Origin of the sequence: Actinacidiphila acididurans, assembly GCF_016918855.1 — a bacterium.
In the GTDB taxonomy this organism is placed as follows: Bacteria; Actinomycetota; Actinomycetes; order Streptomycetales; family Streptomycetaceae; genus Actinacidiphila; species Actinacidiphila acididurans.
In genome coordinates this window covers 426,076-451,906 of record NZ_JADKYB010000001.1, presented here as the reverse complement: position 1 = coordinate 451,906, position 25,831 = coordinate 426,076, and the positions used below count along the sequence as shown (strand labels likewise).

Sequence of the window (25,831 nt, the reverse complement as noted above, 5' to 3'; positions counted from 1 at the left end):
TGAAACATTTTCAGGAAATCCCCCGCGCACGTCAGGTAAGCGTTCCGCCGCGGACCCTGTCAATACGTCGGACCGACCCCGGTGCGGCGATCCTGACGGGCCGCTATGCTGCGCGTATGAAACGAAACTCTGTAACAGGTGGCTAGGCCGCAGGGCTCCCGGGCGACCGTCCGGGCCATCGCCGCCGAGGCTGGGGTGTCCATCGCCACGGTCTCTCGGGTGCTGAACGGGCACGCCCATGTCGCCCCGGACACGCAGGACTTGGTGCGCAAGGCGGTGGCACGGCTCGGTGCCCCCGCCCCGCCGCGGCGCGGCAGCGCGACCGGCGCGATCTACGTGCGCTGCCCCTACGTGCTCACCGACTACTTCGGAGTGATCGTCTCCTCGATCGCCGAGACGCTGGACCTGCACGGCAGGCGCCTGGTGCTGAGCGCCGGCGACGCGGCCCGCCAGGTCCAGGTGCTGCCGGGGCTGCCGTCGGACCCGGGGATCGCCGGCGCCGTGCTGATCGTGCCGCCGGAGCCGGGCCGGGAGCTCGAGGCGCTGCGGGCGGCGGATTTCCCGTTCGTGGTGGTCGACCCCCGCACCCCGCTCCCCCGCGACATCGCCTCGGTCTCGGCGGCCAACCTGACGGCCGCGCGCAGCGTCAGCGCCCACCTGGTGGCACTCGGCCACCGCAGGATCGCGGTCGTCGGCGGCCCGAGCGACTGGCTGGCCAGCCGGTCCCGGCTGGCCGGCCACACCTCCGCGCTCGCCGACGCCGGGGTGCTCCCCGACCCGGAACTGCTGCGCAGCATCGAGCCGACCGCCGACTGGGGGTACGACGCCGCGTGCGAGCTGCTCGACCTGCCGGAGCGGCCGACGGCCCTGGTCGCCTTCAACGACAAGGCGGCGGTCGGCGCGCTGCGGGCGGCCTACGAGCGGGGGCTGCGGGTGCCGGAGGACCTGTCGATCACCGGCTTCGACGACATCGACCTCAGCCGCAGCACCGTGCCGCGGCTGACCACGGTGCGGCAGCCCCTGGAGGAGATGGGCCGGATGGCGGTGTCCCTGCTGATGCGGCTGCTGGACCGGCACACCGTGGACACCCTCCACGTGGAGCTGGCCACCGAGCTCGTGCTGCGCGGCTCGACCGGCCCGGCGCCGCACCGCTGACCTCGGGCCCGGAGCAGGCACCGCCACCGCCACCGCCACCGGGCCCAACGGGACCGGGCTCAGTCCAGCGCCCTGACCACCCGCGCCGGATTGCCGACCGCCAGCACCCCGGCCGGCAGGTCCTTGACGACCACCGACCCGGCGCCGACCACCGTGTTCGCCCCGATGGTCACCCCGGGACAGACGATCACCCCGCCGCCGAGCCAGACGTTGTCGCCGATGGTGACGGGCAGCGCCTTCTCCCAGCCGGCCCGGCGCCGTTCGGTGTCCAGCTCGTGAGTGGGCGTCAGCAGCTGGACGTTGGGCCCGATCTGCACGTCCTCGCCTATGGTGATCGGCGCCGCGTCCAGGAACACGGCGCCGAAATTCACGAAAGTGGCCGCCCCAATGGAGATGTGCCACCCGAAGTCGCACTGGAACGGCGGGCGGATCCGTACCCGCTCGCCCATCGAGCCGAGCAGCTGCCGCAGCACGGCGTCCCGCTTGTCCTGGTCGAGCGCGTCAGCCGCGTTGAACTGCTGCGTCAGCAAGGCCCGTTGACGGCTTGCGGCGGCCAACTCCGCGTCCTGCGGGAGGTACCAGTCGCCGGCCAGCATCCGCTCTTTGTTCTCACCCATGCGGACCAGTGTGCGGGCCCCCGGCGACCGGTCGTACCTCATCCGGCAACGGTCAAGCGTTCTCCAGCGCCATCTCCACGTGCTGCGGGTAGAACGCCACGTGCCCGGCGATCTCGGAGACGGCGTCGTACGGCTTCACGTACGTCCACACCGCGTCCGTCACCTCGCCGTCGGCGGTCACCAGCGAGTAGTACGAAGCCTCGCCCTTGTACGGGCAGTACGTCTCGCTGTCGGTGGGCCGCAGCGCCTCGGGCGCGACGTCCTCCAGGGGGATGTACTGCACAGCGGGGTAGTCCGACTCCTGCAGCGTCAGCGCGCGGGTGGAGTCGGCGATCACCTTGCCGCCGGCCTTCACCACGACCCGGGCAGCCGTCGGCTGCACGGTGATCGGGTGGTCGGGTCCGGGCGTCTTGACGGGTCGTGTCACGGCACTCTCCCATGAGTGGACCGATGGATCGGTTCCTTTTGTCCGACCGTAGGCATGTGCTCCGCCCCGGTCAATTGCGCAACCTCTGCACCCGCAGCAGGTATTCCTTGCGGTCGAGCGGGTTGTGGTCGGTGCGCGGGCGCTCCGGCACCGGCCCGGTCACCCGCTCGTAGTGGTCGAAGGCGCTCTCCAGTACGCCCTCGCCGCGGGTGAGGGTGGGCAGCCGCAGTTCCAGGTCGTGCACCCGGGCGGCGGGCACGTCGCCCTCGACGACGTACGTGCTCACCAGCGCCCGCTGGGTGCGCGGCACCGCCCGCAGCCCGGCCAGCGCCGGCAGCACCGCGCTCACCGCGTCCGCCGGCAGGTCCAGCCGGAAGCGGTGCATCGGCTCGTACACGGCGGTCCCGGCCCGCCGCAGCGCGGCCATCAGCACCAGCGGGGTCAGGCCACGGAAGTCGCCGGCCGTGCTGGACATGGACTTGTCGAACACGGCGTGGGCGTGGCTCTGCCGCGGGTTGTAGCCACTGTGCGTCATCGTGACCGTGCAGTCGGTGACCTGCCAGCCGTGCAGGCCCTGCCCGAGGGCCTGCCGGACGGTCTCCTCGACGGCGGCGAAGAAGGCGTACGGCATCGCGCCCAGCTCGACCGCGCGCCGGAACTCGACGCCGCTGCCGACCGGCGCGGGCTCGACCCGCAGGCCGACGGTGGCGAGGAACGGGTTGGGCGCCTTCTCCTTGATCTCCAGTGCGGCGCCGGTGCCGAGCGGCCGCTCGATGTGCAGGGTGGTGGTCTTCCGGAAGTCCGCGGCCACCCCGAAGTCGGCGGCCAGGGTGGCCTGGATGACCTCCTTCTGGACCTCGCCGTAGAGCGAGACGGCGATCTCCTGGCGCAGTTCGTCGCGGCGCAGGCCGATCAGCGGGTCCTGTTCGGCGAGCTGGGTGAGCGCGGCGTGCAGGGCGCCGCGGCGGGTGGGGTCGGCGGCGGTGACGACGGTCTCCAGGGTGGGCGGGGCGAAGTGCTGCCCGGCGGCGGGCTTGTCCGGCGCCTGCCCGAGGACGTCGCCGATCCGCACCCCGGTCAGGCCCCACAGCCGGGCGATCCGCCCGGCGCCCGCCTCCTCCCGCCGGACGTCGGTGCCGTCCTCGAAGACGCCGATCGCGGTCACCCGGCCCTCGCCGGCCGGCTCGCCGTCGCGGTGCACCGGCAGCCGGTCGCGGACGCGGACCGTACCGGCGGCGATCCGGGCGTAGGCGATCTTCTCCCCCGCCGGGCCGCGCTCGATCTTGAACACGGTGGCCGACAGCGGTTCCCCGGCCGGGCGGGCGGTGGCCGGCAGCAGTTCCCGCACCCCGGCCAGCAGGGTGTCCACCCCGGCGCCGGTGACGGCCGAGCCGGTGAACACCGGATGCGCCAGCGCCTGCCGGGTCTGCGCGGCCAGGTGCGCGCGCAGCGTGCTGTAGGGCAGCGCGGACTCGTCCGTCACGTAGGCGGCGAGCAGGTCGTCGTCGTGCTCGGCGAGCACTTCGGCCAGGCGGGCGCGGAAGTCCGGGTCCGCGGCGGTGTACGGGACGGCGTCGGCGGCCCGGGTGCCCGGCCGCAGGGTGGCGGTCATCGGCACCACGTCCCGGGCCAGGCGCTGCTCGATGTCGCGCAGGGTGCGGGCGGGGTCGGCGCCGCGCCGGTCGATCTTGTTGACGAAGATCAGAGTGGGGATGCGCAGCCGGCGCAGGGTGCGCATCAGCACCCGCGTCTGCGGCTGCACGCCCTCCACGGCGGAGACCACCAGGACCGCGCCGTCGAGGACCCCGAGGACGCGTTCCACCTCGGCGATGAAGTCCGGGTGGCCGGGGGTGTCGATGAGGTTGACGGTGGCGCCGGCGACCGCGAAGGAGACCACCGCGGCCTTGATGGTGATCCCGCGCTGCCGCTCGAGCGCCAGCGAATCGGTGCGGGTGCTTCCGTCGTCGACGCTGCCGATCTCGTCGAGTACTCCGGCGGCGTACAGCAGCCGTTCGGTCAGGCTGGTCTTACCGGCGTCGACATGCGCCAGGATCCCGAGGTCGAGCGTGGTGAGCGGGTGCACGAAGTGTCATGTCCTTTGATCGGGCGGCCGGTTGCGGCTGGTGGGACATGAACGCTCCCCGCATGATCAACTCCTCGGTCGGTGGCTTCGGGCGCGACGACTACAGCAGAGCCCGGCCGGGGGCGGCAACGCATTTTCGGAGCCCAGGGATCTGGCTGCCCATTGCCCAGGCAAACTGCACAGGTAAACTGGACAACCTGGGCTGATGATTTTAGGGTGAGCCGCATGAGTGAAGATCGTGGGCCGTCGCCGTCAGCCGTTCGTGCCTCGCAGGCGGTGCGGGCCGTCATCGGACGTCTGCGGCGCCGTATCCGCGCCGCCTCTGGCACCGAGGACATCAACCTCACCCAGGCGTCGGTGCTGGCCCGCCTGATCGACAACGACGGGCTCACGACCAGCGACCTCGCCGCAGCCGAGGGCATGCGGCACCAGTCGATGGCGACCACGGTCGCCGCTCTGGCCGGCCTCGGACTGGTCGAACGGCGCCGCGACCCCGGCGACGGCCGCCGCCTGCTGATCGCGCTCACTGCCGAAGGGCGCCGGCGTGCCGAGGAGGGTCGGCAGGCCCGCGGCGAATGGCTCGCCGCCGAGTTGCAGAAGAAGTGCACCGAGGAGGAACGGCAGACCGTGATCGCGGCCATGGCCGTACTGGAACGGATCGTCCATGACTGATCCGCCCAGGACCGACGGTCGCCCTCGGCGCGCAGCTGCTGCCGAAACAACCGGGCCCCGGCACGGCGACCCCGGGCGGCCTGGCCGCACAGATCGACCTGCCGGGCATCGGCCTGTCCACCGCCCTTCAGGCAGCTGACCTGGACTACCGGGTCACCGTCCTGTCCGACGCCTGCGCCGACCCCGATCCGGACCTGCACCACACCCTGCTCATCACGGTCCTGAGCCGCCGCGGCGACGTCGCCACCACCAAGGAGTGGCCGACTTCCTGAAGGACTCCCTGACGGCCGGCGCGTAAGGCCGAGTCCGTACACGCGACGAGGTGGCCGGATCGGCAGTGATCCGGCCACCTCAGGGGTCGTCCCGTGGGAAGGGGTCAGTGCAGCAGGCTCAGGTCGATTGCGTCGGCCAGCGCCTGCATGCCGGCCGCGTTCGGGTGCAGGTGGTCACCGGAGTCGAAGCGGGGGTCGAGAGCCGAGGGGTCGGCCGGGTCGACGACCGCCTTCTCGAAGTCGACCACCCCGTCGAAGGCCCCGCTGGTGCGGATCCAGGTGTTGACCGTCTGGCGCAGGGCCTCGGCTGAGTCGCTGTAGTAGCCGTTGCCCTTGTCCGGCAGCATGGTGGCGCCGATGATCCGTACGCCGGCGGCGTGGGCCTGGCCGATCAGGTTCCGGTAGCCGTCGATCAGGTCCTGCGCGGTGAGCGGGCCGCCGTCGGCGGCGACGTTGTTGCCGATGTCGTTGATGCCCTCCATCAGGATCACGTCCCGCACCCCCGGCTGGCCCAGCGCGTCGTGGGCGAACCGCTTGGTGGCGCTGATGCCCTGCCAGATGTTGGGCACGTCGGTCAGCACGCGGTTGCCGCCGAGGCCGGCGTCCACCACGCCCATCGGCCGGGTGCCGGCCAGCCGCCGGGCCAGGTCGTCGGGCCAGCGCTGATACGTGCTGGTCGGGGTGTTGTACCCGTCGGTGATGGAGTCGCCGAAGGCGACCACGACACCGCGGGCGTCGGGCGAGATGACGTCCAGCCCGGACAGGAAGTACCAGGAAGTGGTCGACGCGATGTAACTGCCGTCGCCCGCCTCGGCCGTGTGGTCGCCCGCCGCCGACAGGTACGTGGTGTCGAAGGCGTCGGAGTGCCAGGTTGCCGACCCGGTGGCGTCCGGCAGGTAGACGCTGACCAGGAGGTTGTGGTCGGCGGTGACGGTCATCGGAATCGGGTCGCTGACCACCTCCGCTCCGGCGGCGATGGTCACCGATGTGTGGTGCGCGAAGGTGACCGTGTGCTGGGTGCCGGCGACCGCGGTGGCCCGGTCCGCCTGTGCGGCGACGCTCGTGGAGCCGATCGTGAGCGGGGTGGTACCGCGCAGGTTGGACAGGTGGATGCGCAGGGCGTGCCCGTTGATGCTGGAGTGGACGACCATCCGTATGGTCCGGTCGTCGAAGTTCGGGCCGCCGATGGTCATGCTCGGCGACCATGCCGCCAGCCGCTCGTTGTTGGGCAACTGGTCGCCCGAAGTGGTCGCGGTGGTCGAAGTGGTCGCGGCGGTCGCCGCCGGTGCGGCGGGTGCCGCGGCCAGCAGGGCGGCCACGGCCGCGGTCACGGCCGCCAGCACCGGCATCGTTCGTGCTTTGACGTGGAACATTGTCCGCCTTTCTCTCGGTCGGTGACGGCCGGTCAGCTCAGGGTGAAGCCGTCGACCAGGAGATAGGTGCCGCTGAGTTTGGTCACCGTCAGCGTGTGCGGGCCGTCGGTCAGGCCGGACACGGAGTAGAGGCTCTGCTGGGTTTGCCGCTGCGGGGTGTCGGCGCTGATCGTCCCCTTCGAGGCGCCGTCCAGCGTGATGCCGATGTCGCCCTCGTCGGAGTTGGTCTCGGTGAGGAAGCCGATTCCGGTGCCGGTGAAGGTGATGGTCGCCGAGGCGCCGTTCTGCTGGGTGTAGTGCACGCCGTTGTCGAGGTCACCCAGACCCCGCGACCCGCTGGACGACCAGCTGCCGTGGTACGCGACGCGCAGGTCGTCGTCGTCCGCCGCCGCGCCCGGCAGGGTGCCCGGTCCGGCGGTGGCGACGATCGCCTGGGCCGCGGCCGGCCAGTTGCCGTCGGTCACCACCGTGGCCGGCTGGAGGGAGATGTTCGTGCCGTTGTTGTTGTACGAGGGGGTGTCGGACCAGTTGTCGTGGATCGAGTCGTCGTGGATGCTCGGCGTCCACAGGTTCAGCCACAGCGAGCCGTTGGCGAACCGCACCACGTTGTCGTGGGTGTTCCACAGCGAGCTGCCCTCGTCGTGGTAGATCATGTTGCACCCGTCGATGCACTCCGAGAGCACGTTGCCGGTGAACTCCGAGGGCAGCGCCTCGCCGCCGAGGGTGTAGACCGGCCCGCCGTCGTACAGCGCGCCCATGACGCTGTGCACGTGGTTGCCGACGACGTGCTCGTCACCGGCGTAGGTGGTGCCGTGCAGGCACGGGTTCGGCAGGCCCTGCTTGGCCTGGAGCGTGCAGTCCGAGGCCCAGCCCCAGCCCCAGCCGATGGAGATGCCGGAGTACGGGGTGTAGCCGACGTCGTTGTGCGACAGCGTCGTGCCGCGGCTGTACCCGACCCAGATGCCGACCGCGTCTGCGTACTCCTGGCCGGGGAACTGCACCACGCTGCCGGACACCGTGTTGCCACTGGTCATCAGGGCCGGCTCGGTCTGGTAGTAGTCGTCGACCTCGCCGACGGCGACCCCGATGCCGGAGGTGTCGGTGATCGTGCTGCCGGTCACGGTGGAGTCCTGGGTCTGGTCGGCCAGGTCGATGCCGCTGGTGCCGGTGTGGGTGACCGTGTCGCCGGTGAAGGTGACGCGCTGTCCGCGGTGCACCTGGACGGCGGCGGGGATACGGGCCGGGGTGCGGGTCGTCGGGTCCCAGATCACGCCGGCCTGGTTGTCGACGTAGCCCTCGGCCGTCGGCGCGGTCCAGGTGGTGCCGGTGAACGTGATCCCGGAGAAGGTGATGTCGTGCACCGACGCGATGGCGTCCGGGATCACCGTGAAGCCGTCCACCAGCAGGTACGTACCGCCGGTCTTGACCACGCGCAGGGTGTGGGTGCCCTTGGTCAGTCCGGTGACCGAGACCAGGGCCTGCTGGGCGAGCCGCACCGGTCCGTTGGCGGAGACCGTGGACACCTTCTTGCCGTCGACGTAGACGTCCGCGCTGCCCTCGTCGTCGTTGGTCTCCGAGAGCATCTGGATGCCGGTGCCGTCGAAGGTGTAGCTGACCGAGTCGCCGTCGGTGGACGTGTAGTGCACGTCGGCGTTCAGGTCACCGAGGTGGCGGCCGCTGGAGTAGCCCCAGGATCCGGTGTAGACCGCCCGCCAGTCGGTGTCGTTGAGCGGCGCGAGGTGGCCGGGGGTGCCGGCGGCGTCGACCAGTTCGGAGGCCACCGGCAGTTCGACGTCGGCGGTGGCCAGGTCCTCGCCGGGGCGCGGCACGTAGTAGAGGTGCCCGCCGTCCTGGTCGAGGTAGAACTGGCCCGGGGTGCCCAGGAGTTGGTAGGCGTTCTCCAGCCAGGTGATGCCGTCGAGGGTGGGCAGTCCGGCGCCGTTGAACGGGAAGCTGGGGTTGGGCACCGAGGTGTGGTTGTTGTTCCAGCAGGCGGGGTCGACGGTGAGGTCCGAACCGCCGGACGCGCCGGGCTTGATGGACGCCAGCGGGCAGCGCATCTGCTTCCAGCCGCTGTTGCGCACGACCTCGACCCGGGCGGGGTCGGTCCAGGTGGTGTAGGAGGAGTCGGCGGTGTGGAAGCCGGTGGGGGTGACGGAGAATCCGGACGGGTCCCGCGGGCCGCGGTCCCGGTCGGCCCGTACCCCGTTGACGAACAGTTCGCGCGAGGCGGTGCCGGCCGGCACGTCGGCGCGGTAGATGTTCCTGGCCGCGTCGACCCGGGTGAAGCCGGTGACCTTCATTGCGCCGGTGAGCACCGGTTTCTGTCCGGCGGCGGCCCGGTAGACCACCGGGTGGCCGGGTCGGCCGGAGTCCTGGACGCCGAGTCGGAACGGGCCGGTGAGCCGGTAGGTGCCGCCCTGCAGTTCGACGACGACGTCGCCCGTGGCCCCGGGGACCAGTGCCCGGGCCTGGTCCCGGGCGGTGTCCAGGGTGCAGGGACTGGTCGTCGTACAGGCCGACCCGCGGCCGTCGGGCGCGACGTGCAGCACATCATCGGTGGCGTGCGAAGCGGCCTGGGCCGAACCGCCGCCCGACACCCCGAGGGTGGCGGCGGCGACGGCCACAAGGCATGCGAGAACAGCCCTGCGCATGTGGTTTCTCCAGAAGGCGGGCGACAGTACGGGGACAGTTCAGGGGGGAGACGTCCCATGAATGTACGGGAGTTGACCCCTGCCTCCTAGAGGCGTGCAGGCAAATCCGCACCCATTTCCGAAGGAGATCCGACCTTTCCACCCCGACTTGGCACGGTCGCGCCCGATTTCTTTCCGGGCGAAAAAAACCGGCCGGGGGCATCCCCCGGGGGACGCAGCGTGTGCGTAGGCGTTGGTCGGCGAGGTTGCGGAAGTCGCGGCCCCTGGCGGCTGCTCGGGTCGAGTTCGATGCCCGCCGCACTCAGGGTGCGGAACCGGGTGGCGGGGCGACGGCGGGCCAGGGCGCGGAACCCATCGGCCCATGGGTCGGCCTGGGCGTGCTCGCCACGTGGGCCGCGGCCGCGCTGCCGGTCGGCGCCCTTCTCCGCCGCTGAGGCAACCAGCCCTCCCCGGTCAACTGCCGGCCCTCCGAGGTCCACAGTCGTGCCGCTCATCCGGCGTCTCCTTGATCATTTGGATCCGCCGATCATTGACCGCTCCCACAAAGACACCATTTGCACCCTGTTCAACCGTTATACCGTGCACGAAATGTCACTTACCTGGCGCTGGTCATCAAAGACTCCTCAGCGCCGGCGGGCGACCATAAGTGCGCGGGTCGGCAGTCCCGTGCCGTAGCTCTTCGCCGTGGTGGTGGTACGGCCCCAGGAGGGGTGGGGCCGTCCGGTGAACCGAAGTCGGGGCCGCGCCGGTCCGAGGCCGGCGGCTGGTGACGGCGAGCGCATTCGGCACGGGTCTGCTGCTCCCGGGCGGCGCGTTCGGCGGCGAACTGCCAGGCGGGAACTGCCGGGCCGGGCTCTCAGCACGATGAGGCGTCGGCTGTAGGAGCCTCGCTCACGGTACTGGTCGGTGCGGCTGTGAGAGCAGCGCGGCGGTATTCGCGGGGCGATTGCCCGTAGGCACTGCGGAAGGCTCGGCTGAAATGGGCATGGTGGGGAAATCCCCACCGGGCAGCGACGGAATGGACAGGAAGACGGCTGAGAGCGGGATCGCTGAGGTCCCGCCGACAGTGTTCGAGTCGCTGACGGCGGATGTAAGCGGCGACTGTAATGTCCCGGTACTGCAGGAGCCGGTACAGCTGGCGGACGGACATGTGATGGGCGGCGGCGATCGATTCAGCGCTCAGGTCGGGCTCGGCCAGGTGCGCGCGGATGAATGCCTCGACCCTCAGGTGCAGGCCCATATTCCGTGAGCGCGGCGCGAGCGAGCGCTCGGCGTCGAGGTGGTGCGCCAGGAACGCGGTGAACAGATGGGTGGCAACTGTGCCGAGGTGCAGGGCATCAGCTGAGGTACACCTGGCGGTCTGAGCATCCAGCGCGGTCAGCATGGCCGCCGTCACGGCCCCGATGCCGTCCTGCCCCGGTAACCGCCTGCCCAGCAACAGCCGCACGTCCGCGGCGGCCACGGGCAGCAGCGCCTTCGGGACCTGGAGATTCACCGTTTCGGCGACGCCGGCATCGCCACCCGTGACGGCGCTGAAGGGTACTGAACTGTCGAAGACCATCAGGTCCCCGGCTCTGAGCGTGGCAGCACGACCTCCGTGCTCGAAGGTCATCCCGCCGCTCGGAGTGAACAGCAGTACGAAAATCTCTGGATCGCAGCGCTTGATGAGCACAGGCGTCCGGGATGCGGCCAAAGGTGTGTGCCGCATCGTAGTCAGGTGCGCCGAACCGAGATCGGCTCCGCGCAGGCTGCCCACAAACCGAGTCGGATCTTCCATGGCGAAGGCCATGGACATCATCGACCGGGACGTCATGTCGTGCCAGGCCACGGCCCGGTCTTCGACGGCGGGATCATCACTGGTGTGCGCTCTCTCGCTCACTGTCGGTCTCAAACCCTCCAAGGGCCACGGTCTCCAAGGCACCACTGTGGACGCTCGGATCATTCCCGGCCGGTGTGTTCACGGAACTTCCCCAGCAGAGGGCCAGACCGTAGAAGCCCTGGACGCGGGCCCCGTCCCCCAGGCTCGCGTCCCGCCGCCCGGAGGGCGCGGCCGTCAAGGCTCCACACCCGGACAGTGGGCGAGCCGGTCGCCCTGCCCGATTGCGGCCCCGGACATTCGAGAGGCCCCCGTCCGGTCCCCGGGGAACAAGCGGGGGCGGTGGTCACCCGGTAGCAAGCGGGAACCGAGGGGTCGCGGTGATGGGATATGGGCCGGGGCAGGGGCGGGGATTTCGGGCCACCCGGGAAATCCTTGGCCTCTAATTCACGATTTGTATTTCATTAGCACATTTGATTGACATATAGCACGTGCGCTCGGACACTCGAACGGTCGCCAGGGGGGTTCCGGGCTCCGACCGACCGACGGGACGCGCGACGCGGGAACGGATCCGATCACATCGCAACCACCAGGGGAGAGTGTGTGATGCTGAAGAAGGCACGTTCGTTACAGAGCCGCCGGGGCTTTGCCGCCTTGGCCACCGCAGGACTCGCCACCGCCGCCACCGTGCTGGCCGCACCCAGCGCGGGTGCCGCGAGCAGCGCCCCGCACATCGGTCACCTGACCGCAAGTGCACTGACCGCCCCCGCCAGCAGGACCTTCACCATCCCGGCCGGGGTCGCCGGCCTGTCCTCGGCGTCGCACGGCATGCGCTTCACGGTCACCAAGACCGCCGCTCAGCTGCCCCAGGACATCAGCTGCACCATCACCGCCAACAACCCGTTCCGCTACTACGGCGGTCCGTACGGCGGCGGCGAGGAAGGTCTGGCCCAGGTCCAGTGCACGGCGGCGGTGTACGCCATCGTCGTCGAGGCGGACCTGTTCCGGAACGGCGTCGACGTGGCGTCCAACGTCCGCACCTCGTACGCCACCTCGCTGGGCGGCGTGGACGTCGAGTACCCGGTGTCCGCCGGCTCGTACCAGACGGCCGCGGTCACGGACGTCTACTGGACCACCAGCACCTCGTACTCCCAGATCGGCCCGGTCGCCAGCCCCGCCGTCTCGCTCTGACGACTCCCGCACCGCACCACCGCACGGACCACGTGGCCCGGCCGTCCAACGGCCGGGCCACATGGCCTTTCGGCGGGACCCCCGCGTCGCCGGACCACTTCGCGGCCTTCACACCCCCCCCACTACCGGCAGTGGCCTCAGGTTCCGCTGCACCCCTTGGCCGCCGCGGCGCCCCTTCACGCCTTGCAACAACAGAGCCGTACCCTGCCCGAGCAGAAGCGCCGAACCCTTGAGTCCACGATCCGCTCCGCCCTCCCCGACACCGCCTTTTCTCCGGGCCGCGCGGCGGACCTCGGCGCCCTGATCGCCACCCTCGCCCAAGCCGAACAAATCGGCCACGACCCCCGGGGCCTCCTGAAGGAGGCCATCGCGATGCGCGAACTCGACACCGCCCAGAACATCGAAGACGTCCTCGTCTGGCGACTTCGCCGCCTCACCGACCTTCCCGCACACCCGGAGACCGACCACCGCCGGACAACGACCCCGCAGCGCCGGGCGGGCTTCCCCGAACCTCCGGCCGCGCCACTATCGCCCCTGGCCGAGCCACACCGAAGCTCGTCACGGCGTCGGTGAACGTGCCCCGGGCGCCGGCGGCCGGTCCGGCGGGCCGTGCAGCCGGTGGACAACCAAGACAAACTGCCTCTGCGCATGAGGTACGAACATCGAGCGAGGACAAGTTCGTGCACGGAATCACCGACAACGCGATGCCGGATGCCTTCGCACCCACCATCGTGCCGGCCATCACCCGGCCGGCGAAGCAATGCGACCTTGAGCCCGAACCGACCAGCAACCTTCATAGAGTTCGCGGCCTGAGCCACGCGCACGAGCTGCGACGCAGCGGCCAGCCGTCGTCAACGACGCAGCGGGCAAGACGCAGACGACCGGTCTCGGGCAGGGGTGCATTCCGGTGTGGCATGAAGGCCTTCTGACGTTCGGTGGAGATGTCGCAATCCACACCGAACCCAGAAGGCCTTCACTCGTTCAAGATCCCCCGATGGTGATCATCACCACTGTCCACAACCTCCCCGGACAGAACACCGCGGCCTCCTCCGCTTCGTCACGCACCTCTTGGCCGACCAGGACGACCGCGGCGACGTCGCCGCCACCCTGGAACGCCTGCGTGACGAAACACCCGGCGCCGGCCCGCGCCGCCGGCTGATGACCGCCGCCGTCCCGCAGGGGTGGCAGGAGGCGGCGCGCTCGCTACGGTTGTCGTACAGGCCTCCCGGGCACCACGACCCCGGCTCCCCAACCGAGGGCCGGGGCCGCTCGCACCCTCACCTGCCGTGCAGCCGCCGCCACACCCGCCCCGGGCGGTGAACACACTCCCCACAGCCCCCGCACCGCCGGCACAAGGAGAGCGGTGCCCGCGGGCAGTCGCAGACCGGGTTCCGGCCCGGGTCGTCCTCGCCGTCGAACTCCGGCCTCGCCGAACCGTGGAGGGACGTCGCCGTGGACCTGGCCGTCATCGGTGAGCCTGTGGACCGAGGACCGCAAGCGGTTCGTCGCCACCGGCGCCCTCGGCCTTCTTCACCCACGGACGCGGATGACACTGCGGGACGGCGCGGTCGGCCTGGCAGGGGGAACCCGCCGGCCGACCGGGCCGTCGGGCCGACCGGGCCGTCACCCCGACGCGGGGATCACCAGCCAGTCCGCGGACGTGGCGTGGTTGCCGTCCTCGCCCTTGTAATCCACCGTGTAGAGAGTCTCGCCGGGGCCGGGTACGTCGTCGAAGGAGAAGGTGCCGTCCTCGGCCACCCTGAGCGTCGGGAGCGAGGCCACGCCGCCGTCCTTCGTACGGCGAGCCACTCGGACGACCGTGCCGCTGGACAGCGGGGTACCGGTCGTGGTGAGCGTGCCCGCGATGTGCACGCTGCCGCTGGCACCCGGGGCGGCCGGCGCGGCCAGCGTCAGCGTGGTCGGCGCCTTGGCCACGGTGACCGGCGTCGTGACGTCGGCCGCCGGGTCGTGTTCGGCGTCGCCCGCGTACGACACGGTGTACGTGGCGGTCCCGGCGTCCGGCGGTGTGTCCTCGATGGTGAACGAACCGTCGGCCGCGGCTGTGACCGGGTCGAGCTGGTGGCTGCCGGAGGCGTCCGTGCGGACCGCCGTCAGGCGCGCGGGATCCCCGGACGCCGGACCGTTCAGCAAGATCGTGCCGCTCAGCTCGACCGCCTGCCCGGCGTACGAGGACCCCGGCTGAACGGTCAACGGGCCCTGAAATGCCGCGTGGTAGCGGGAGCCGGCGTTGCTGATGATGTGCAGCCAGTACGCGTCACCTGCCGCGTCACTGATGACCGCGAAGAGCTTCGAGGCGTCCGCGGACCAGGCGAGACCGCGCGACGCGATCCGGTCGCCGCCGTCGGCGTCGTTCTGGAAGACGAAGCTGCGCGGGGTGTCGCCATGCGCCGGGTCGGCATCTTGCACCAGCAGGTCGGCGTCGCCGCCGGGCGCCGCGAGACCGCGGGCCACGAGCGAGCCGTCCGGACTGAACGCCACCGCGGTCGCCGCAGCGCCGGCCGGCGCGCTCCAGCCCGGGCTGGCGTCGGACATGTCCGAGCCCTTCAGCAACCGGAACCCGGCGGTGCCGTCCGCGAGTCCGACCAGTGAGCCGTCGGCGCTGATGGCGGCGTCCTGCGCGGTCGGGGCGGGCGAGCCGGAGGTGCCGGGCCAGGAACGGCCGGAGACGAACTTCCCGTTGGCCGCGTCGTACAGCGTCGCGTACGACGTGATGGGATAGGCCGAGCCGTACGTCGACGTGTAGAGGAGCAGTCCCGGTGCGCCGGGCTGGGTGGTGGCGAACCGGAAGTTCCCTCCCCACGTCTGGGTGCTCACCCCGTTGCGTCCCGGTGTCTCGTAGTCCATGTAGACCCACGGGTTGGTGCAGTCCGGGACGCCGCTGTTCGCCGGCAGCTCGGTGAAATACACCTTGCCGCCGGTTGCGGCGATCTCCCGCCCGCACAGACCGAGACTGGCATCGGTCTGGAACGCCCCGGGGTGGTCATAGGTGTCGGCGTTCATCGAGAGGATGTACTCGGTGGACGCCACGTAGAGCGTCTTGCCGTCCTCCGACAGCGCCACGCCGCTCGGGCGGGCCAGATAGGGGCTGTAGGTCACGGTCTGCAGCAGGTTGCCGTCGAAGTCGTACACCAGCAGCGCGTCGGTGCGCGGCGAGGAGTACTGGCCGGTGGTGATCAGCACGCGGTGCCGCGCCTGGTCCACCAGCATGTGCGAGTACGAGATCGTGGGCAGTTGGATCGAGACGTCCGACGGCTCGGCGGCCTGCGCGGCCGGCGACAGCGCGACGGACAGCAAGCCGCCGCCCAGAGCCAGCGAAACCAGTACGGACGCGACCCGCCGGAAACGGGAATACTTTCTCACGCGCTATCCCCCCAGATAGTTGACACACCGTCAAATGCGTGTGTCCTGTGAAGGCAACAGTGTCACGCCTTGCAGTTCCTGTCTGCTTCGGACGGCACCCCGCTGTGGGTCTCCGCTGATGGGCCGGCCGTCCCGGCTGCCCTTCTTCTTCCGGTTGGCGGCCTGGTCCTTCTTCTCCGGGATGACCGCCTTGATGTTGCGTTTGCTCAGGTAGGAACGGTTACCGCGGGACGAGTAAGCCTTGTCCGCGGCGACTGCCCCCGGCCGTGAGCGGGGACGGCCGAGGGGCAAGCGGATACGTACCTTGTTCAGCACGGCGGCGAACTGCGGGCTGTCGGCGGCCTGTCCTGCGGTGAGGACCAGCGACAGCGGACGGCACTTGCGGTCCGCGGCGAGATACCTTGCTGGTCAGCCCGCCCCGCGACCTGCCGAGCAGGGCCTGTTCCAAACGGATGCCCTGCCGCCGCCGGACGCGTCACCGCTCCTCCCGCTCGTGGCCGGTCCCGCTGCCCTGGAGTCCACGCTGACCAGGGACAGGTCCGTCTTCCCCTGGTCGGCGGCCTCAGCGATCAGGCCCTGCAGCAGCGCAGTGAAGACACCGGCATCCCTCCAGACCCGGAAACGGCCAGCGTCCTACCGCGTCCCGCTCCCCACGGCGAACGGAACCCAAAGATTGATCACAACATCACACAGACCCTAACCCCCGGCGAGGATGGAGCCTCCGTCAACGGTGAGTACGGTTCCGGTGACGAAGCGGTTCTCCATCAGGTAGAGGTGCGCCGCGGCGATCTGGTCCGCTTCGCCGATCGACTTGGTGAGTGTCCGATCGGCTAGAGTCGCGAACAGCTCGGCACGCCGGGGCTCCGGTACCGGGTCCCACAGCGGCGTGCGAATTGCTCCCGGCCGGACCGCATTGACGCGGACGGGGGCGAGTTCGGCGGCCAGCCCTCGCGTCAATCCCTCTACGGCGGCGGCGCCGGCGGCCGCGAGCGCTGTACCAGGCGCGGGGCGAACAGCGACCGTTCCTGACGTCAGCACGATCGAGCCTCCTGGCCGGACGCGCCGCGCCGCGTGCTTGACCGCGGCTACCGCTCCCCAGAAGCGGACCTCGAACAGATCCCGGGCGGTGTCGAGGGGGAGGTCTGCCAGCGGCTGCGGACGCACCGTGTCACCGGCTGTGTAGACCACGTGGTCGAGTTCGCCGACGCGGTCGAACAGGGCAGCGACGTCAGCCTCGTTGCGGGTGTTGACCACCGCCCCGTCGCAGCTGTCAGGCAACCCCGCGAGCGCTGCCTTCAGACGCGCCTGGTCGCTCGACGCGATCGTGACTGCCGCCCCGGCTGCCGACACGGCGCGGGCCGAGGCCAGTCCCATCCCTGAGCTGCCGCCGATGATGACGATGCGCTGACCTGAAAGAGCCATGGTGCTACTCCTGTGCCTCGAAGGTGATGACTCATTGAGTCGTCAGCGTAGCACTGATGATGACGCACTGAGTCATGGGTGCTATCGTGACGGACATGCCGCGATGGGACCCGAACGCCGAAGACCGGCTCCGCGAGGCAGCGGTGGAGCTGTTCCTCGATCGTGGGTACGAGAACGTCACCGTCGCGGAGATCACCGACCGGGCCGGGTTGACCCGGCGCTCGTTCTCCCGCTATTTCACGGACAAGCGGGACGTACTGTTTGCCGGATCCGAACAACTTCCCCTCGCCCTCGCCCACTCCGTCCGCCACGCCGACGACACCCTCTCGCCCTTCGAGGCCGTCCTGACCGCTCTCGTGGATGCCGCCGGTCCGCTGGCCGACCAGGCCCCGCTCGCCGCGAAACGGCGCGCGGTCGTACAGGCCAGCCCGGAGCTGCAGGAACGAGGGCGGACCAAACTTGCCGCCGCGACCGACGCGGTGGCGAACGCGTTGCGGGAGCGAGGCACCGCCGCATCGCAGGCGGCGCTTCTCGCGGAAGTCGGTGTCGCCGTCTTCCGCACCGCGTTCCAGCGCTGGACCGACCAGCCCGAGGACGCCGACCTGGCGGCCCGTATCCGGGAGGCGGCCGCCGACCTCGCCGCCGGCCTGGGCGCGGTGGACTTCGCCGCGCTGCCCCACCATGAAGCGAAGACCGCACGCGAATGAGCTCGACGTCGAACTGCCGTTGCCTGACCGGGACTTCGTCAACTGCACCGGTGATCAGGGCGCCGCAGCCGCTGTTCGTCGAGGTCGACAACTGCTTCGAGGGGGCCTGATCGCCGGCGGGACTCGATGCCCCTGCGCGCCATGCGTACGCCGATACGCTTTGCTCGAAACCGAATTTCGCAGGTCGGCTCGGTCGTAGGCTCCGTCCGCACCGCGCCGGCTCCACCGGCGCGGTGACACGTCGTGTCTAGAATGGAGCCGGCGAAGCGGTCGAGCCGACAGAGCAGCGGAACGCCGCAGGAGAATCGGGCCGCGCTGAAACGTTCGGCCATGGCGAATACGTGCCCGTGTTCCTGAGTGACCCCATTGGAGGACGTCGTGCCCACCATCGAGCTCACTCGATTCCGCGTGGAACCCGGGCGCGTGGCTGAACTGCTGCGGGCCCGGCCCGCCATGCTCGCCGACTTTCGTGCCGACCGCACCGGCTTCCTCGACGCGCGCCTGGTCCGGCTCCCGGACGACCAGTGGCTCGACATCGTGACCTGGCGGACGGCGGAGGACTTCGCCGCCTCCCGGGCGAAGGGCGCCAACCGTCCCGGCATCGCCGCCTTCTTCGCGGCGATCGCCGAGCTGGTCAGCGCCGAGGAAGGGACCGAACCCGAGATCAGCGAGGCGTGAGCGATGCGCGCTGCGTGGTACGACCACCGCGGCCCGGCCGCCGACGTCCTCCAGGTGGGTGAGCTGCCCCAACCGCGGCCCGCGGCCGACCTCACCGGGACCGCTCGGTGACCGACGGGTCCAGGCCGCCCGGCCCTTCCCGCCGTGCCGCGGCACGCTTCACCCGGTCGGACACCTCCCGCGCGGAGGCTTTCAGCGACGGGGTCTTCGCGATCGCCGTCACCATCCTGGTGCTCGGCCTGGCCACCCCGCCGCACCGCTCCGGCGCCCTCGGGCACGCCCTCGCACGCCAGTGGCCGGCCTACATCGGTTACGTGGCCTCGTTCGGGTACGTCGCGGTGATCTGGCTCAACCACCACCAGACCTTCGTCCGGATCCGCAGCATGGACCGGGGCCTGCAGGCCACCAACCTGGCCCTGTTGTTCACCACCGCGGCCATCCCCTTTCCCACCGGAGTGCTCGCCGACGCGCTCAGGGAAGACGTGTCGGGCACCGACTCCCGGGTCGCCGTTCTCCTTTATGCGGGCATCGCCACAGCGATGTGCATGAGCTGGGCGTTGCTCTTCCACTATCTCGGCCGGCATTCCGAGCTCCTGCACAGTGATGTGGAACCGGAATTCACCCGCGACGGAGTCGTCCGCTCCTTCTGCGGTGTGGTGATCTACGCCCTCGCCGGCGTGCTGGGCTACTTCATCACGCCGCTGATCGCGCTGGCCGGATTCATCCTGTTGCCGCCCTTCTACTTCGTCTCCATCGAGGGGGTGCCGGGCCGCTGGCAACGCCCCGGCGACTGACGGGAAGCACGAAAAACCCGACGCTTCGCCGCGCGCATGCTGGCTGGCTCATCCTCCCGCCGCGCGGTCCTCCGGCCCCGCCGCACTGCCCGCCTCTGCTCGCCTTCTCCCGCTAGCCGCGGGGGACCTTGCGGGTGGCGCGGAGCCATTCCTTGTTCATGGCGGTGATCGACATCAGGGGGATGCTCTTGGGGCAGGCGGTGGCGCAGGCCCCGGTCAGGGTGCAGCCGCCGAAGCCCTCGGCGTCCATCTGGGCGACCATGTCGAGGACCCGGGTCTCGCGTTCCGGGGCGCCCTGGGGCAGTACGCCCAGGTGGTTGACCTTGGCGGACGTGAAGAGCATCGCCGAGCCGTTGGGGCAGGCGGCCACGCAGGCGCCGCAGCCGATGCACTCGGCGTGCTCGAAGGCCAGGTCCGCGGCGGCCTTGGGCACCGGGGTGGCGTGCGCCTCGGGCGCGGCGCCGGTCGGCACGCTGATGTAGCCGCCGGCCTGGATGATCCGGTCGAAGGCCGAGCGGTCCACCACCAGGTCGCGCACGACGGGGAAGGCGGCGGCCCGCCAGGGCTCGACGTCGATGACGTCGCCGTCCCGGAAGGAGCGCATGTGGAGCTGGCAACTGGTGGTGCGTTCCGGGCCGTGCGCCTCGCCGTTGATGACCAGGCTGCACGCGCCGCAGATGCCCTCGCGGCAGTCGTGGTCGAAGGCGACGGGCTCCTCCCCCTCCAGGGTGAGGCGTTCGTTGAGCGTGTCGAGCATCTCCAGGAACGACATGTCCGGGGACACGCCGTCCACCTCGTACGTGGTCATCGCGCCGGGCGCCTCGGCGTTCTTCTGGCGCCAGACGCGCAGGACGATCCTCATGCGTAGCTCCGCTGGGTGGGATGGACGTAATCGAAGACCAGGTCTTCCTTGTGCAGGACGGGGGCCCGGCCGGTGCCGGTGAACTCCCAGGCGGCGGCGTAGGAGAACTCCCCGTCCTTGCGTGCGGCCTCGCCGTCGGGAGTCTGGGACTCCTCCCGGAAGTGGCCGCCGCAGGACTCGGCGCGGTGCAGGGCGTCCAGGCACATCAGCTCGGCCAGTTCCAGGTAGTCCACCACCCGGTTGGCCCGCTCCAGCGACTGGTTGAACTCGGCCTCGGTGCCGGGCACCTTGATCCGCCGCCAGAACTCCTCCCGGATCTGCGGGATGCGCTCCAGCGCCTTGCGCAGCCCCGCCTCGGTCCTGGCCATGCCGCACAGCTCCCACATCAGCTCGCCGATCTCGCGGTGGAAGGAGTCGGCGGTGCGGTCGCCGTTGACGCTCACCAACCGGTGCAGCCGCTCCCGGGTGGCGTGCACCGCCTCGGTCACCGCGGGGTGGTCGGCGGCCACCGGCTCGGCGCCGGGGTGCCGGGCCAGGTAGTCGTTGATGGTGGCCGGCAGCACGAAGTAGCCGTCGGCCAGGCCCTGCATCAGGGCCGAGGCGCCCAGCCGGTTGGCGCCGTGGTCGGAGAAGTTGGCCTCGCCGATGGCGAACAGGCCGGGCAGGGTGGTCTGGAGGTCGTAGTCCACCCACAGGCCGCCCATGGTGTAGTGCACGGCCGGGTAGATCCGCATCGGCGTCTCGTACGGATTCTCCGCGGTGATCCGCTCGTACATCTCGAACAGGTTCCCGTACTTCTCCTCCACCGCCTTGCGGCCCATCCGCGCGATGGCGTCGGCGAAGTCCAGGTAGACGCCCTGGCCGCCGGGGCCGACGCCGCGGCCCTCGTCGCAGACGTTCTTGGCGGCGCGCGAGGCGATGTCGCGCGGCACCAGGTTGCCGAAGGAGGGGTAGATCCGCTCCAGGTAGTAGTCCCGCTCGGCTTCGGGGATCTCGGCCGGCGGGCGGGTGTCGCCCTTGGCTTCGGGCACCCAGATACGGCCGTCGTTGCGCAGCGACTCGCTCATCAGGGTGAGCTTGGACTGGTGGTCGCCGGTGCGCGGGATGCAGGTGGGGTGGATCTGGGTGAAGCAGGGGTTGGCGAAGTACGCGCCGCGCCGGTGGGCCCGCCAGATCGCGGTCGCGTTGGAGTTCATCGCGTTGGTGGACAGGTAGAAGACGTTGCCGTAGCCGCCGGAGGCCAGCACCACCGCGTCGGCGGTGTACGTGCTGATCTCGCCGGTGATCAGGTCGCGGGCCACGATGCCGCGGGCCCGGCCGTCGGCCACGATCAGGTCCAGCATCTCGGTGCGGGCGTGCAGTTCCACGTTTCCGGCCGCGATCTGCCGGGACAGCGCCTGGTAGGCGCCGAGCAGGAGTTGCTGCCCGGTCTGGCCGCGGGCGTAGAAGGTACGGGAGACCTGGACGCCGCCGAAGGAGCGGGTGTCGAGCAGCCCGCCGTACTCGCGGGCGAAGGGGACGCCCTGGGCGACGCACTGGTCGATGATCTCCACCGAGATCTGCGCCAGGCGGTGGACGTTGGACTCGCGGGCCCGGAAGTCGCCGCCCTTGACGGTGTCGTAGAACAGCCGCTGGATGGAGTCGCCGTCGTTGCGGTAGTTCTTGGCGGCGTTGATGCCGCCCTGCGCGGCGATGGAGTGGGCCCGGCGCGGGGAGTCCTGGTAGCAGAACTGGATGACGTGGTAGCCCTGTTCGGCCAGGGTCGCGCCGGCCGAGCCGCCGGCCAGGCCGGTGCCGACCACGATCACCGTGTGCTTGCGGCGGTTGGCGGGGTTGACCAGCTTGGCGGAGAAGCGCCGGGCGTCCCAGCGTTCGGCGATCGGACCGTCCGGCGCCTTGGTGTCGGCGACCGGGTCGCCCGTCTCGTATGCGGTGTAGTCGCTCATGCGTTCAGCTCACGATTCCGGACATGACACCGACGGGCACGGCGATGAAGCCGGCCGCCAGCACCAGGGCGAGGGCATTGGCGGTGATCTTCAGGAACCGGTCCCGGGTGACGCTGCCGGCGCCCAGGGTCTGGGCGGCGCTCCACAGGCCGTGCCGCACGTGCATGCCGAGCGCGAGCACGGCCACGATGTAGATCACGTCGCCGTACCAGGTGGAGAAGGTGTCCACGACGTTCTGGTACGGATGGCCGGGCTGGAAACCGCCGGAGTGCACGGTGCCGGTGGTCAGGTCCAGCAGGTGCCACACCACGAACAGGCCGAGGATCACCCCGCCCCAGCGCATGGTGCGGGTGGCGTAGCCGGACCGGGCCGGGCGGTGCGCGTAGCCGACCGGGCGGGCCCGCAGATCGCGGCGGCTGAGCTGGTACGCGCACACGCCGTGCGCCACCACGGAGGCGACCAGCACCACGCGGATGATCCACAGCGCCCACTCGTAGTGCAGAAACGGTTCACCAACGGTGCGCAGCCAGTGTGCGTAGCCGTTGAACTGGCCGGGGCCGAAGAAGATCTTGAGGTTGCCGAACATGTGGACAAGCAGGTAGAGCAGCATGAACAGGCCGCTCACCGCCATGATCGTCTTCTTGCCGACGGTGGAGTCCCACAGCGTCCGCGCGGTCGACGGCCGTCGGTCCGTCCGCGTTGCCAGTGCCATGGCACAGACGGTAGGGGTGGACATGACCAGTGGTCCAAGACATGCTCCGGCTCATATCCATAGGCAGTACCTATGAAAGCGACCTAAGCTGGGTCCATGCAGCTCCAACAGCTCGCCTATTTCGTGGCGGTGGCCGACGCCAGGCACTTCACCAGGGCCGCGGACGAGGTGCACGTCTCGCAGCCCTCGCTGTCCCAGCAGATCCGCGCGCTGGAGAAGGAGCTGGGCGCGGAGCTGTTCAGCCGGGCCCGCGGCAACATCGCGCTCACCGACGCCGGCGAGGCGCTGCTGCCGCTGGCCCGGCGGATCCTGGCCGACGCCGACACCGCCCGGCACGAGGTGCAGGAGCTGGCCCAGCTGCGCCGCGGCCGGGTCCGGCTCGGCGCGACCCCGAGCCTGTGCACCGGCCTGCTCCCCGATGTGCTGCGCGCCTTCCACGACCGGCACCCGGGAATCCAGCTCCTGATCGAGGAGGGCGGCTCGCACGACCTGGTACGGGAGCTGGCCCGCGGGGCGCTGGACCTGGCCCTGGTGGTGCTGCCGCTGCCCAGCCCCTCCCCCGCGCTGACCACGGTGGAGCTGTTCCAGGAGGACCTGGTGGTGGTCTCCTCCGCCGAATCGCCCGAGCCCCGCTCCCCACTGCGGGTGGCAGACCTGGAAGGCCAGCCGATGGTGATGTTCCGGCACGGCTACGACCTGCGGGAACTCACCCTGGCCGCATGCCGGGCGGCGGGGTTCGAACCGTACTTCACCGTCGAGGGCGGCGAGATGGACGCGGTCCTCGGCTTCGTCCGGGCGGGGCTGGGGATCGGGGTGGTGCCCACCACCGTCGCCGCCCGAAGCACGCTCGGGCTGCGGGTGACCCCGCTGGCCCGGCCGGGCCTGCGGCGCACGGTGGCGCTGGCCCACCGCAGCGACGTGGCGCCGCCCCGGGCCGCGCGGGTGCTCCAGGATGTGCTGCAGAGCGCGGCCCGGCGGGCGGTCACCGCGCAGGGCCTGCGTCCGCCGGCCGCGGGTCCGTCGGCCGCGGGTCCACCGGCTGCGGGTCCACCGGCTTCGGGTCCACCGGCTGAGGGGGCGACATCCGCAGCGCGGGCAGCAGCGCCACCGCGAGGACCGCGGCCGCGAGAGTGAAGCAGGCGGCCAGGAAGAAGGCCTGGTGGAAGCCCGATGCCTGAGCGGCCCGCAGGGCCTCGGCGGGATCTCCGGCCGCGCCCGCCATCCGGTGGTCGACCCGGGTGAAGGCGACGGTGGAGATCACCGCCACCCCGAGGGCGCCACCCGCTTCCTGGCTGGTGTTGATCAGCCCGGCGGCCAGCCCGCTCTCACCGGCCGGCACCCCGAAAGCGGCCGCGACCTGCAGCGGCACGAAGGACATCCCCAGCCCCACCCCGACCAGCAGGAAGGGGGGCAGCACCTCGGCCGGGTACCCGGCGTCCTGCGGCAGCCCGGCGAGCAGCAGCAACCCGCCGGCGGCCAGCGCCAGGCCGGCGATCAGTACGGGCTTGCCGGGCACCTTGGTGATCAGGCCGGAGGCGGTGCCGGCCCCGACGGCGACCGCGAGGGCCAGTGGCACGTAGGCCAGCCCGGTCTTCAGCGCGTCGTAGCCGAGCACCTGCTGCATGAACAGGCTGGCGAAGAAGAACAGCGTGACCAGGGCGCCGAAGGCGAGCACCGTGGTGACGTTGGCGGTGCGCAGGGTCGGCCGCCGGAAGATCCGCAGGGGCAGCAGCGGCTCGCGGGTACGCGCTTCGGTGACGGTGAACAGCACGAGGAGCACGACCGCCCCGGCCAGGCCCGCCACGGTACGGGCGTTCTGCCAGCCGGCGGTGACCGTCTCGTCGAGAGAGTAGATGAGCAGGAGCAGGCCCGCGGTGAGCGTGACCGCGCCGGTGGTGTCGAAGGTGCCGCGGCGGCGCCGCTCGTCCAGGTGCTCCGGGAGCACGAAGGGCGCGGCGAGGACGGCGAAGGCGGCGATCGGCACGTTGATGAAGAACACCCAGCGCCAGCCGGGCCCTTGGGTGAGCAGCCCGCCGAACAGCACGCCGAGGACCGAGGCGACGCCGGCCAGCGCGCCCCAGACGCCCAGCGCCTTGGTGCGGGCCGGCTCGGTGGTGAAGGTGCTGGTGAGGGTGGACAGTGCGGCGGGGGCGGTCAGGGCCGCGCCCAGGCCCTGGACGCCGCGGGCGGCGATCAGCAGCCCCGCGGTGTGCGTGAGGCCGGCGGTCAGGGACGCGGCGCCGAACAGCAGCAGGCCGGCGCGCAGCAGTCTGCGCCGCCCGAGGGTGTCGGCGAGCCGGCCGCCGAGCAGCAGGAAGCCGCCGAGGACGGTGCCGTAGGCGGTGACGACGAACTGCAGGTCGCCTGCCCGCATGTGCAGGGAGTGCTGGATGGACGGCAGGGCCACGTTCACGATCGTCACGTCGAGGTAGACCGTCGACTGGACGACGCACAGGAAGGCGAGGATCAGGCCGGGCCTGACCGCGGCCGGGGAACGTCGGGCGCTGCCGCGCCCGGTGGATGCGACGGCTGTCATACGGCGACGCTAACAGCGTGAATATAGTAGGTACCTAAAGGATAGTGACTACCGGTCAGGAGATGCCCATGGCTGCCACCGTCCCGCCCGGCCCGACTGCCGTACCCGTGGAGTGCGCGGTCGCGCCGCTGCTCGACGTCGCGTTCAGCCGCTGGACCACCCCGATCCTGTGGACGCTGAACCAGTTCGGCCGGCAGCGGTTCGTGGAGTTGCAGCGCCTGCTCGGCCCGATCACCCCGAAGGTGCTCACCCAGCGGCTGCGGCAGCTCGAACGCGACGGCCTGGTGGTGCGCACGTACCACCCGGAGGTCCCGCCGCGGGTGGAGTACGAGATCAGCGAACTGGGCCGGACGCTGGGGCCGCTGTTCGCCTCGATGGCGAGCTGGGTGCAGGACAACATGGCGGGCGTGGCGGCCGCCCGCAAGGAGTTCGACGACCGGGACTGACCGGCGCGGGGCGAGCCCGGGACGGCCGGGCCGGGAGCACGGGCGTCCGGGCGGGAATGCGTACGGGGGCGGCACCGCGATCGGTTT

The 25,831-nt window shown here is 70.9% G+C and carries 21 protein-coding genes and 2 pseudogenes; 10 read left to right on the top strand and 13 right to left on the bottom strand.

Annotation, left to right across the window (positions count from 1 at the left end; translation table 11 throughout):
• Nucleotides 1-138 precede the first annotated feature (138 nt).
• Entirely contained in the window at nucleotides 139-1,155 is a 1,017-nt protein-coding gene (locus tag ITX44_RS01990; RefSeq protein ID WP_205355173.1) for a LacI family DNA-binding transcriptional regulator, read from the top strand.
• Between the two features lie 59 nt (nucleotides 1,156-1,214).
• Here the strand turns inward: ITX44_RS01990 and ITX44_RS01985 are convergent, their stop codons facing one another.
• The 3 genes from ITX44_RS01985 to ITX44_RS01975 all read right to left on the bottom strand — a co-directional run bounded on the left by ITX44_RS01985 (nucleotide 1,215) and on the right by ITX44_RS01975 (nucleotide 4,282).
• Nucleotides 1,215-1,772: a sugar O-acetyltransferase gene (locus ITX44_RS01985; RefSeq protein WP_205355172.1), complete on the bottom strand. Its 558-nt coding sequence runs from the start codon at nucleotides 1,770-1,772 to the stop codon at nucleotides 1,215-1,217.
• A 52-nt stretch (nucleotides 1,773-1,824) separates the two neighbouring features.
• A complete protein-coding gene (locus ITX44_RS01980) occupies nucleotides 1,825-2,199 on the bottom strand; it encodes a DUF427 domain-containing protein (protein WP_205355171.1) in 375 nt (124 codons plus the stop codon).
• 70 nt (nucleotides 2,200-2,269) lie between these two features.
• Nucleotides 2,270-4,282: an elongation factor G gene (locus ITX44_RS01975; RefSeq protein WP_205355170.1), complete on the bottom strand. Its 2,013-nt coding sequence runs from the start codon at nucleotides 4,280-4,282 to the stop codon at nucleotides 2,270-2,272.
• Nucleotides 4,283-4,507: 225 nt separating this feature from the next.
• Here ITX44_RS01975 and ITX44_RS01970 point away from each other — a divergent pair, with 225 nt between their 5' ends.
• Together ITX44_RS01970 and ITX44_RS01965 are read left to right on the top strand one after the other, a co-directional pair.
• On the top strand, nucleotides 4,508-4,954 hold the full coding sequence (locus ITX44_RS01970; RefSeq protein ID WP_205355169.1) for a MarR family winged helix-turn-helix transcriptional regulator: 447 nt from the start codon (nucleotides 4,508-4,510) through the stop codon (nucleotides 4,952-4,954).
• On the top strand, nucleotides 4,951-5,226 hold the full coding sequence (locus ITX44_RS01965) for an isochorismatase family protein (protein ID WP_372440822.1): 276 nt from the start codon (nucleotides 4,951-4,953) through the stop codon (nucleotides 5,224-5,226). The genes ITX44_RS01970 and ITX44_RS01965 overlap by 4 nt, the downstream gene beginning before the upstream one ends.
• 104 nt (nucleotides 5,227-5,330) lie before the next feature.
• Here the strand turns inward: ITX44_RS01965 and ITX44_RS01960 are convergent, their stop codons facing one another.
• From ITX44_RS01960 to ITX44_RS01950, 3 genes are all read right to left on the bottom strand, one after another.
• Nucleotides 5,331-6,599, bottom strand: coding sequence for an SGNH/GDSL hydrolase family protein (locus tag ITX44_RS01960; protein ID WP_205355168.1), 1,269 nt, complete (start codon nucleotides 6,597-6,599; stop codon nucleotides 5,331-5,333).
• Nucleotides 6,600-6,631: 32 nt separating this feature from the next.
• Entirely contained in the window at nucleotides 6,632-9,253 is a 2,622-nt protein-coding gene (locus ITX44_RS01955; RefSeq protein WP_205355167.1) for a right-handed parallel beta-helix repeat-containing protein, read from the bottom strand.
• Nucleotides 9,254-10,109: 856 nt separating this feature from the next.
• The gene (locus ITX44_RS01950) at nucleotides 10,110-11,132 is read right to left on the bottom strand and encodes a helix-turn-helix domain-containing protein (protein ID WP_205355166.1); all 1,023 of its coding nucleotides are present in this window, start codon (nucleotides 11,130-11,132) and stop codon (nucleotides 10,110-10,112) included.
• A gap of 591 nt (nucleotides 11,133-11,723) precedes the next feature.
• On the opposite strand from ITX44_RS01950, the gene ITX44_RS01945 reads away from it, so the two are divergent.
• Together ITX44_RS01945 and ITX44_RS01940 are read left to right on the top strand one after the other, a co-directional pair.
• Nucleotides 11,724-12,260, top strand: coding sequence for a hypothetical protein (locus tag ITX44_RS01945; RefSeq protein ID WP_205355165.1), 537 nt, complete (start codon nucleotides 11,724-11,726; stop codon nucleotides 12,258-12,260).
• 183 nt (nucleotides 12,261-12,443) lie between these two features.
• On the top strand, nucleotides 12,444-12,833 hold the full coding sequence (locus tag ITX44_RS01940; protein ID WP_205355164.1) for a hypothetical protein: 390 nt from the start codon (nucleotides 12,444-12,446) through the stop codon (nucleotides 12,831-12,833).
• Nucleotides 12,834-13,883: 1,050 nt separating this feature from the next.
• Here the strand turns inward: ITX44_RS01940 and ITX44_RS01935 are convergent.
• From ITX44_RS01935 to ITX44_RS01925, 3 genes and pseudogenes are all read right to left on the bottom strand, one after another.
• Nucleotides 13,884-15,641, bottom strand: coding sequence for an Ig-like domain-containing protein (locus ITX44_RS01935; RefSeq protein ID WP_205355163.1), 1,758 nt, complete (start codon nucleotides 15,639-15,641; stop codon nucleotides 13,884-13,886).
• 30 nt (nucleotides 15,642-15,671) lie between these two features.
• Nucleotides 15,672-16,268: pseudogene (locus ITX44_RS01930) on the bottom strand (transposase); the annotation flags it as partial.
• Between the two features lie 69 nt (nucleotides 16,269-16,337).
• Complete coding sequence (locus tag ITX44_RS01925; protein ID WP_205355162.1) at nucleotides 16,338-17,063, bottom strand: SDR family oxidoreductase; 726 nt, start codon at nucleotides 17,061-17,063, stop codon at nucleotides 16,338-16,340.
• Between the two features lie 95 nt (nucleotides 17,064-17,158).
• Between ITX44_RS01925 and ITX44_RS01920 the strand changes: the two genes are divergently transcribed.
• The 3 genes from ITX44_RS01920 (at nucleotide 17,159) to ITX44_RS01910 (ending at nucleotide 19,242) form a co-directional block, all read left to right on the top strand.
• Nucleotides 17,159-17,770 (top strand): TetR/AcrR family transcriptional regulator, encoded by a 612-nt coding sequence (locus tag ITX44_RS01920; protein ID WP_205355161.1) that lies wholly within the window; start codon nucleotides 17,159-17,161, stop codon nucleotides 17,768-17,770.
• A gap of 378 nt (nucleotides 17,771-18,148) precedes the next feature.
• Nucleotides 18,149-18,448, top strand: a complete 300-nt coding sequence (locus ITX44_RS01915) for an antibiotic biosynthesis monooxygenase (protein ID WP_205355160.1) — start codon at nucleotides 18,149-18,151, stop codon at nucleotides 18,446-18,448.
• Between the two features lie 107 nt (nucleotides 18,449-18,555).
• Entirely contained in the window at nucleotides 18,556-19,242 is a 687-nt protein-coding gene (locus ITX44_RS01910; protein WP_205355159.1) for a TMEM175 family protein, read from the top strand.
• Between the two features lie 112 nt (nucleotides 19,243-19,354).
• Here ITX44_RS01910 and ITX44_RS01905 read toward each other — a convergent pair whose 3' ends face one another.
• Genes ITX44_RS01905 through ITX44_RS01895 form a run of 3 tightly spaced genes read right to left on the bottom strand, consistent with a single transcriptional unit; the run spans nucleotide 19,355 to nucleotide 22,762 of the window.
• Nucleotides 19,355-20,104, bottom strand: a complete 750-nt coding sequence (locus ITX44_RS01905) for a succinate dehydrogenase/fumarate reductase iron-sulfur subunit (protein ID WP_205355158.1) — start codon at nucleotides 20,102-20,104, stop codon at nucleotides 19,355-19,357.
• Nucleotides 20,101-22,050 (bottom strand): fumarate reductase/succinate dehydrogenase flavoprotein subunit, encoded by a 1,950-nt coding sequence (locus ITX44_RS01900; RefSeq protein WP_205355157.1) that lies wholly within the window; start codon nucleotides 22,048-22,050, stop codon nucleotides 20,101-20,103. The genes ITX44_RS01905 and ITX44_RS01900 overlap by 4 nt, the downstream gene beginning before the upstream one ends.
• A gap of 4 nt (nucleotides 22,051-22,054) precedes the next feature.
• Nucleotides 22,055-22,762, bottom strand: a complete 708-nt coding sequence (locus tag ITX44_RS01895) for a succinate dehydrogenase (RefSeq protein ID WP_205355156.1) — start codon at nucleotides 22,760-22,762, stop codon at nucleotides 22,055-22,057.
• A gap of 96 nt (nucleotides 22,763-22,858) precedes the next feature.
• Between ITX44_RS01895 and ITX44_RS01890 the strand changes: the two genes are divergently transcribed.
• Entirely contained in the window at nucleotides 22,859-23,896 is a 1,038-nt protein-coding gene (locus ITX44_RS01890; RefSeq protein WP_236059712.1) for a LysR family transcriptional regulator, read from the top strand.
• Between the two features lie 145 nt (nucleotides 23,897-24,041).
• Here ITX44_RS01890 and ITX44_RS01885 read toward each other — a convergent pair.
• A pseudogene (locus tag ITX44_RS01885) lies at nucleotides 24,042-25,298 on the bottom strand (MFS transporter); the annotation flags it as partial.
• Nucleotides 25,299-25,366: 68 nt separating this feature from the next.
• Here ITX44_RS01885 and ITX44_RS01880 point away from each other — a divergent pair.
• Nucleotides 25,367-25,744 (top strand): winged helix-turn-helix transcriptional regulator, encoded by a 378-nt coding sequence (locus ITX44_RS01880; protein ID WP_236059705.1) that lies wholly within the window; start codon nucleotides 25,367-25,369, stop codon nucleotides 25,742-25,744.
• Nucleotides 25,745-25,831: the final 87 nt, after the last annotated feature.

Bases quoted from the DNA above. Each gene is read 5' to 3' on its own strand.
- ITX44_RS01955 (WP_205355167.1), bottom strand. From the start codon at position 9,253: ATGCGCAGGGCTGTTCTCGCATGCCTTGTGGCCGTCGCCGCCGCCACC.
- ITX44_RS01970 (WP_205355169.1), top strand. From the start codon at position 4,508: ATGAGTGAAGATCGTGGGCCGTCGCCGTCAGCCGTTCGTGCCTCGCAG.
- ITX44_RS01960 (WP_205355168.1), bottom strand. From the start codon at position 6,599: ATGTTCCACGTCAAAGCACGAACGATGCCGGTGCTGGCGGCCGTGACC.
- ITX44_RS01890 (WP_236059712.1), top strand. From the start codon at position 22,859: ATGCAGCTCCAACAGCTCGCCTATTTCGTGGCGGTGGCCGACGCCAGG.
- ITX44_RS01880 (WP_236059705.1), top strand. From the start codon at position 25,367: ATGGCTGCCACCGTCCCGCCCGGCCCGACTGCCGTACCCGTGGAGTGC.
- ITX44_RS01920 (WP_205355161.1), top strand. From the start codon at position 17,159: ATGCCGCGATGGGACCCGAACGCCGAAGACCGGCTCCGCGAGGCAGCG.
- ITX44_RS01900 (WP_205355157.1), bottom strand. From the start codon at position 22,050: ATGAGCGACTACACCGCATACGAGACGGGCGACCCGGTCGCCGACACC.
- ITX44_RS01895 (WP_205355156.1), bottom strand. From the start codon at position 22,762: ATGGCACTGGCAACGCGGACGGACCGACGGCCGTCGACCGCGCGGACG.
- ITX44_RS01905 (WP_205355158.1), bottom strand. From the start codon at position 20,104: ATGAGGATCGTCCTGCGCGTCTGGCGCCAGAAGAACGCCGAGGCGCCC.
- ITX44_RS01985 (WP_205355172.1), bottom strand. From the start codon at position 1,772: ATGGGTGAGAACAAAGAGCGGATGCTGGCCGGCGACTGGTACCTCCCG.
- ITX44_RS01925 (WP_205355162.1), bottom strand. From the start codon at position 17,063: ATGGCTCTTTCAGGTCAGCGCATCGTCATCATCGGCGGCAGCTCAGGG.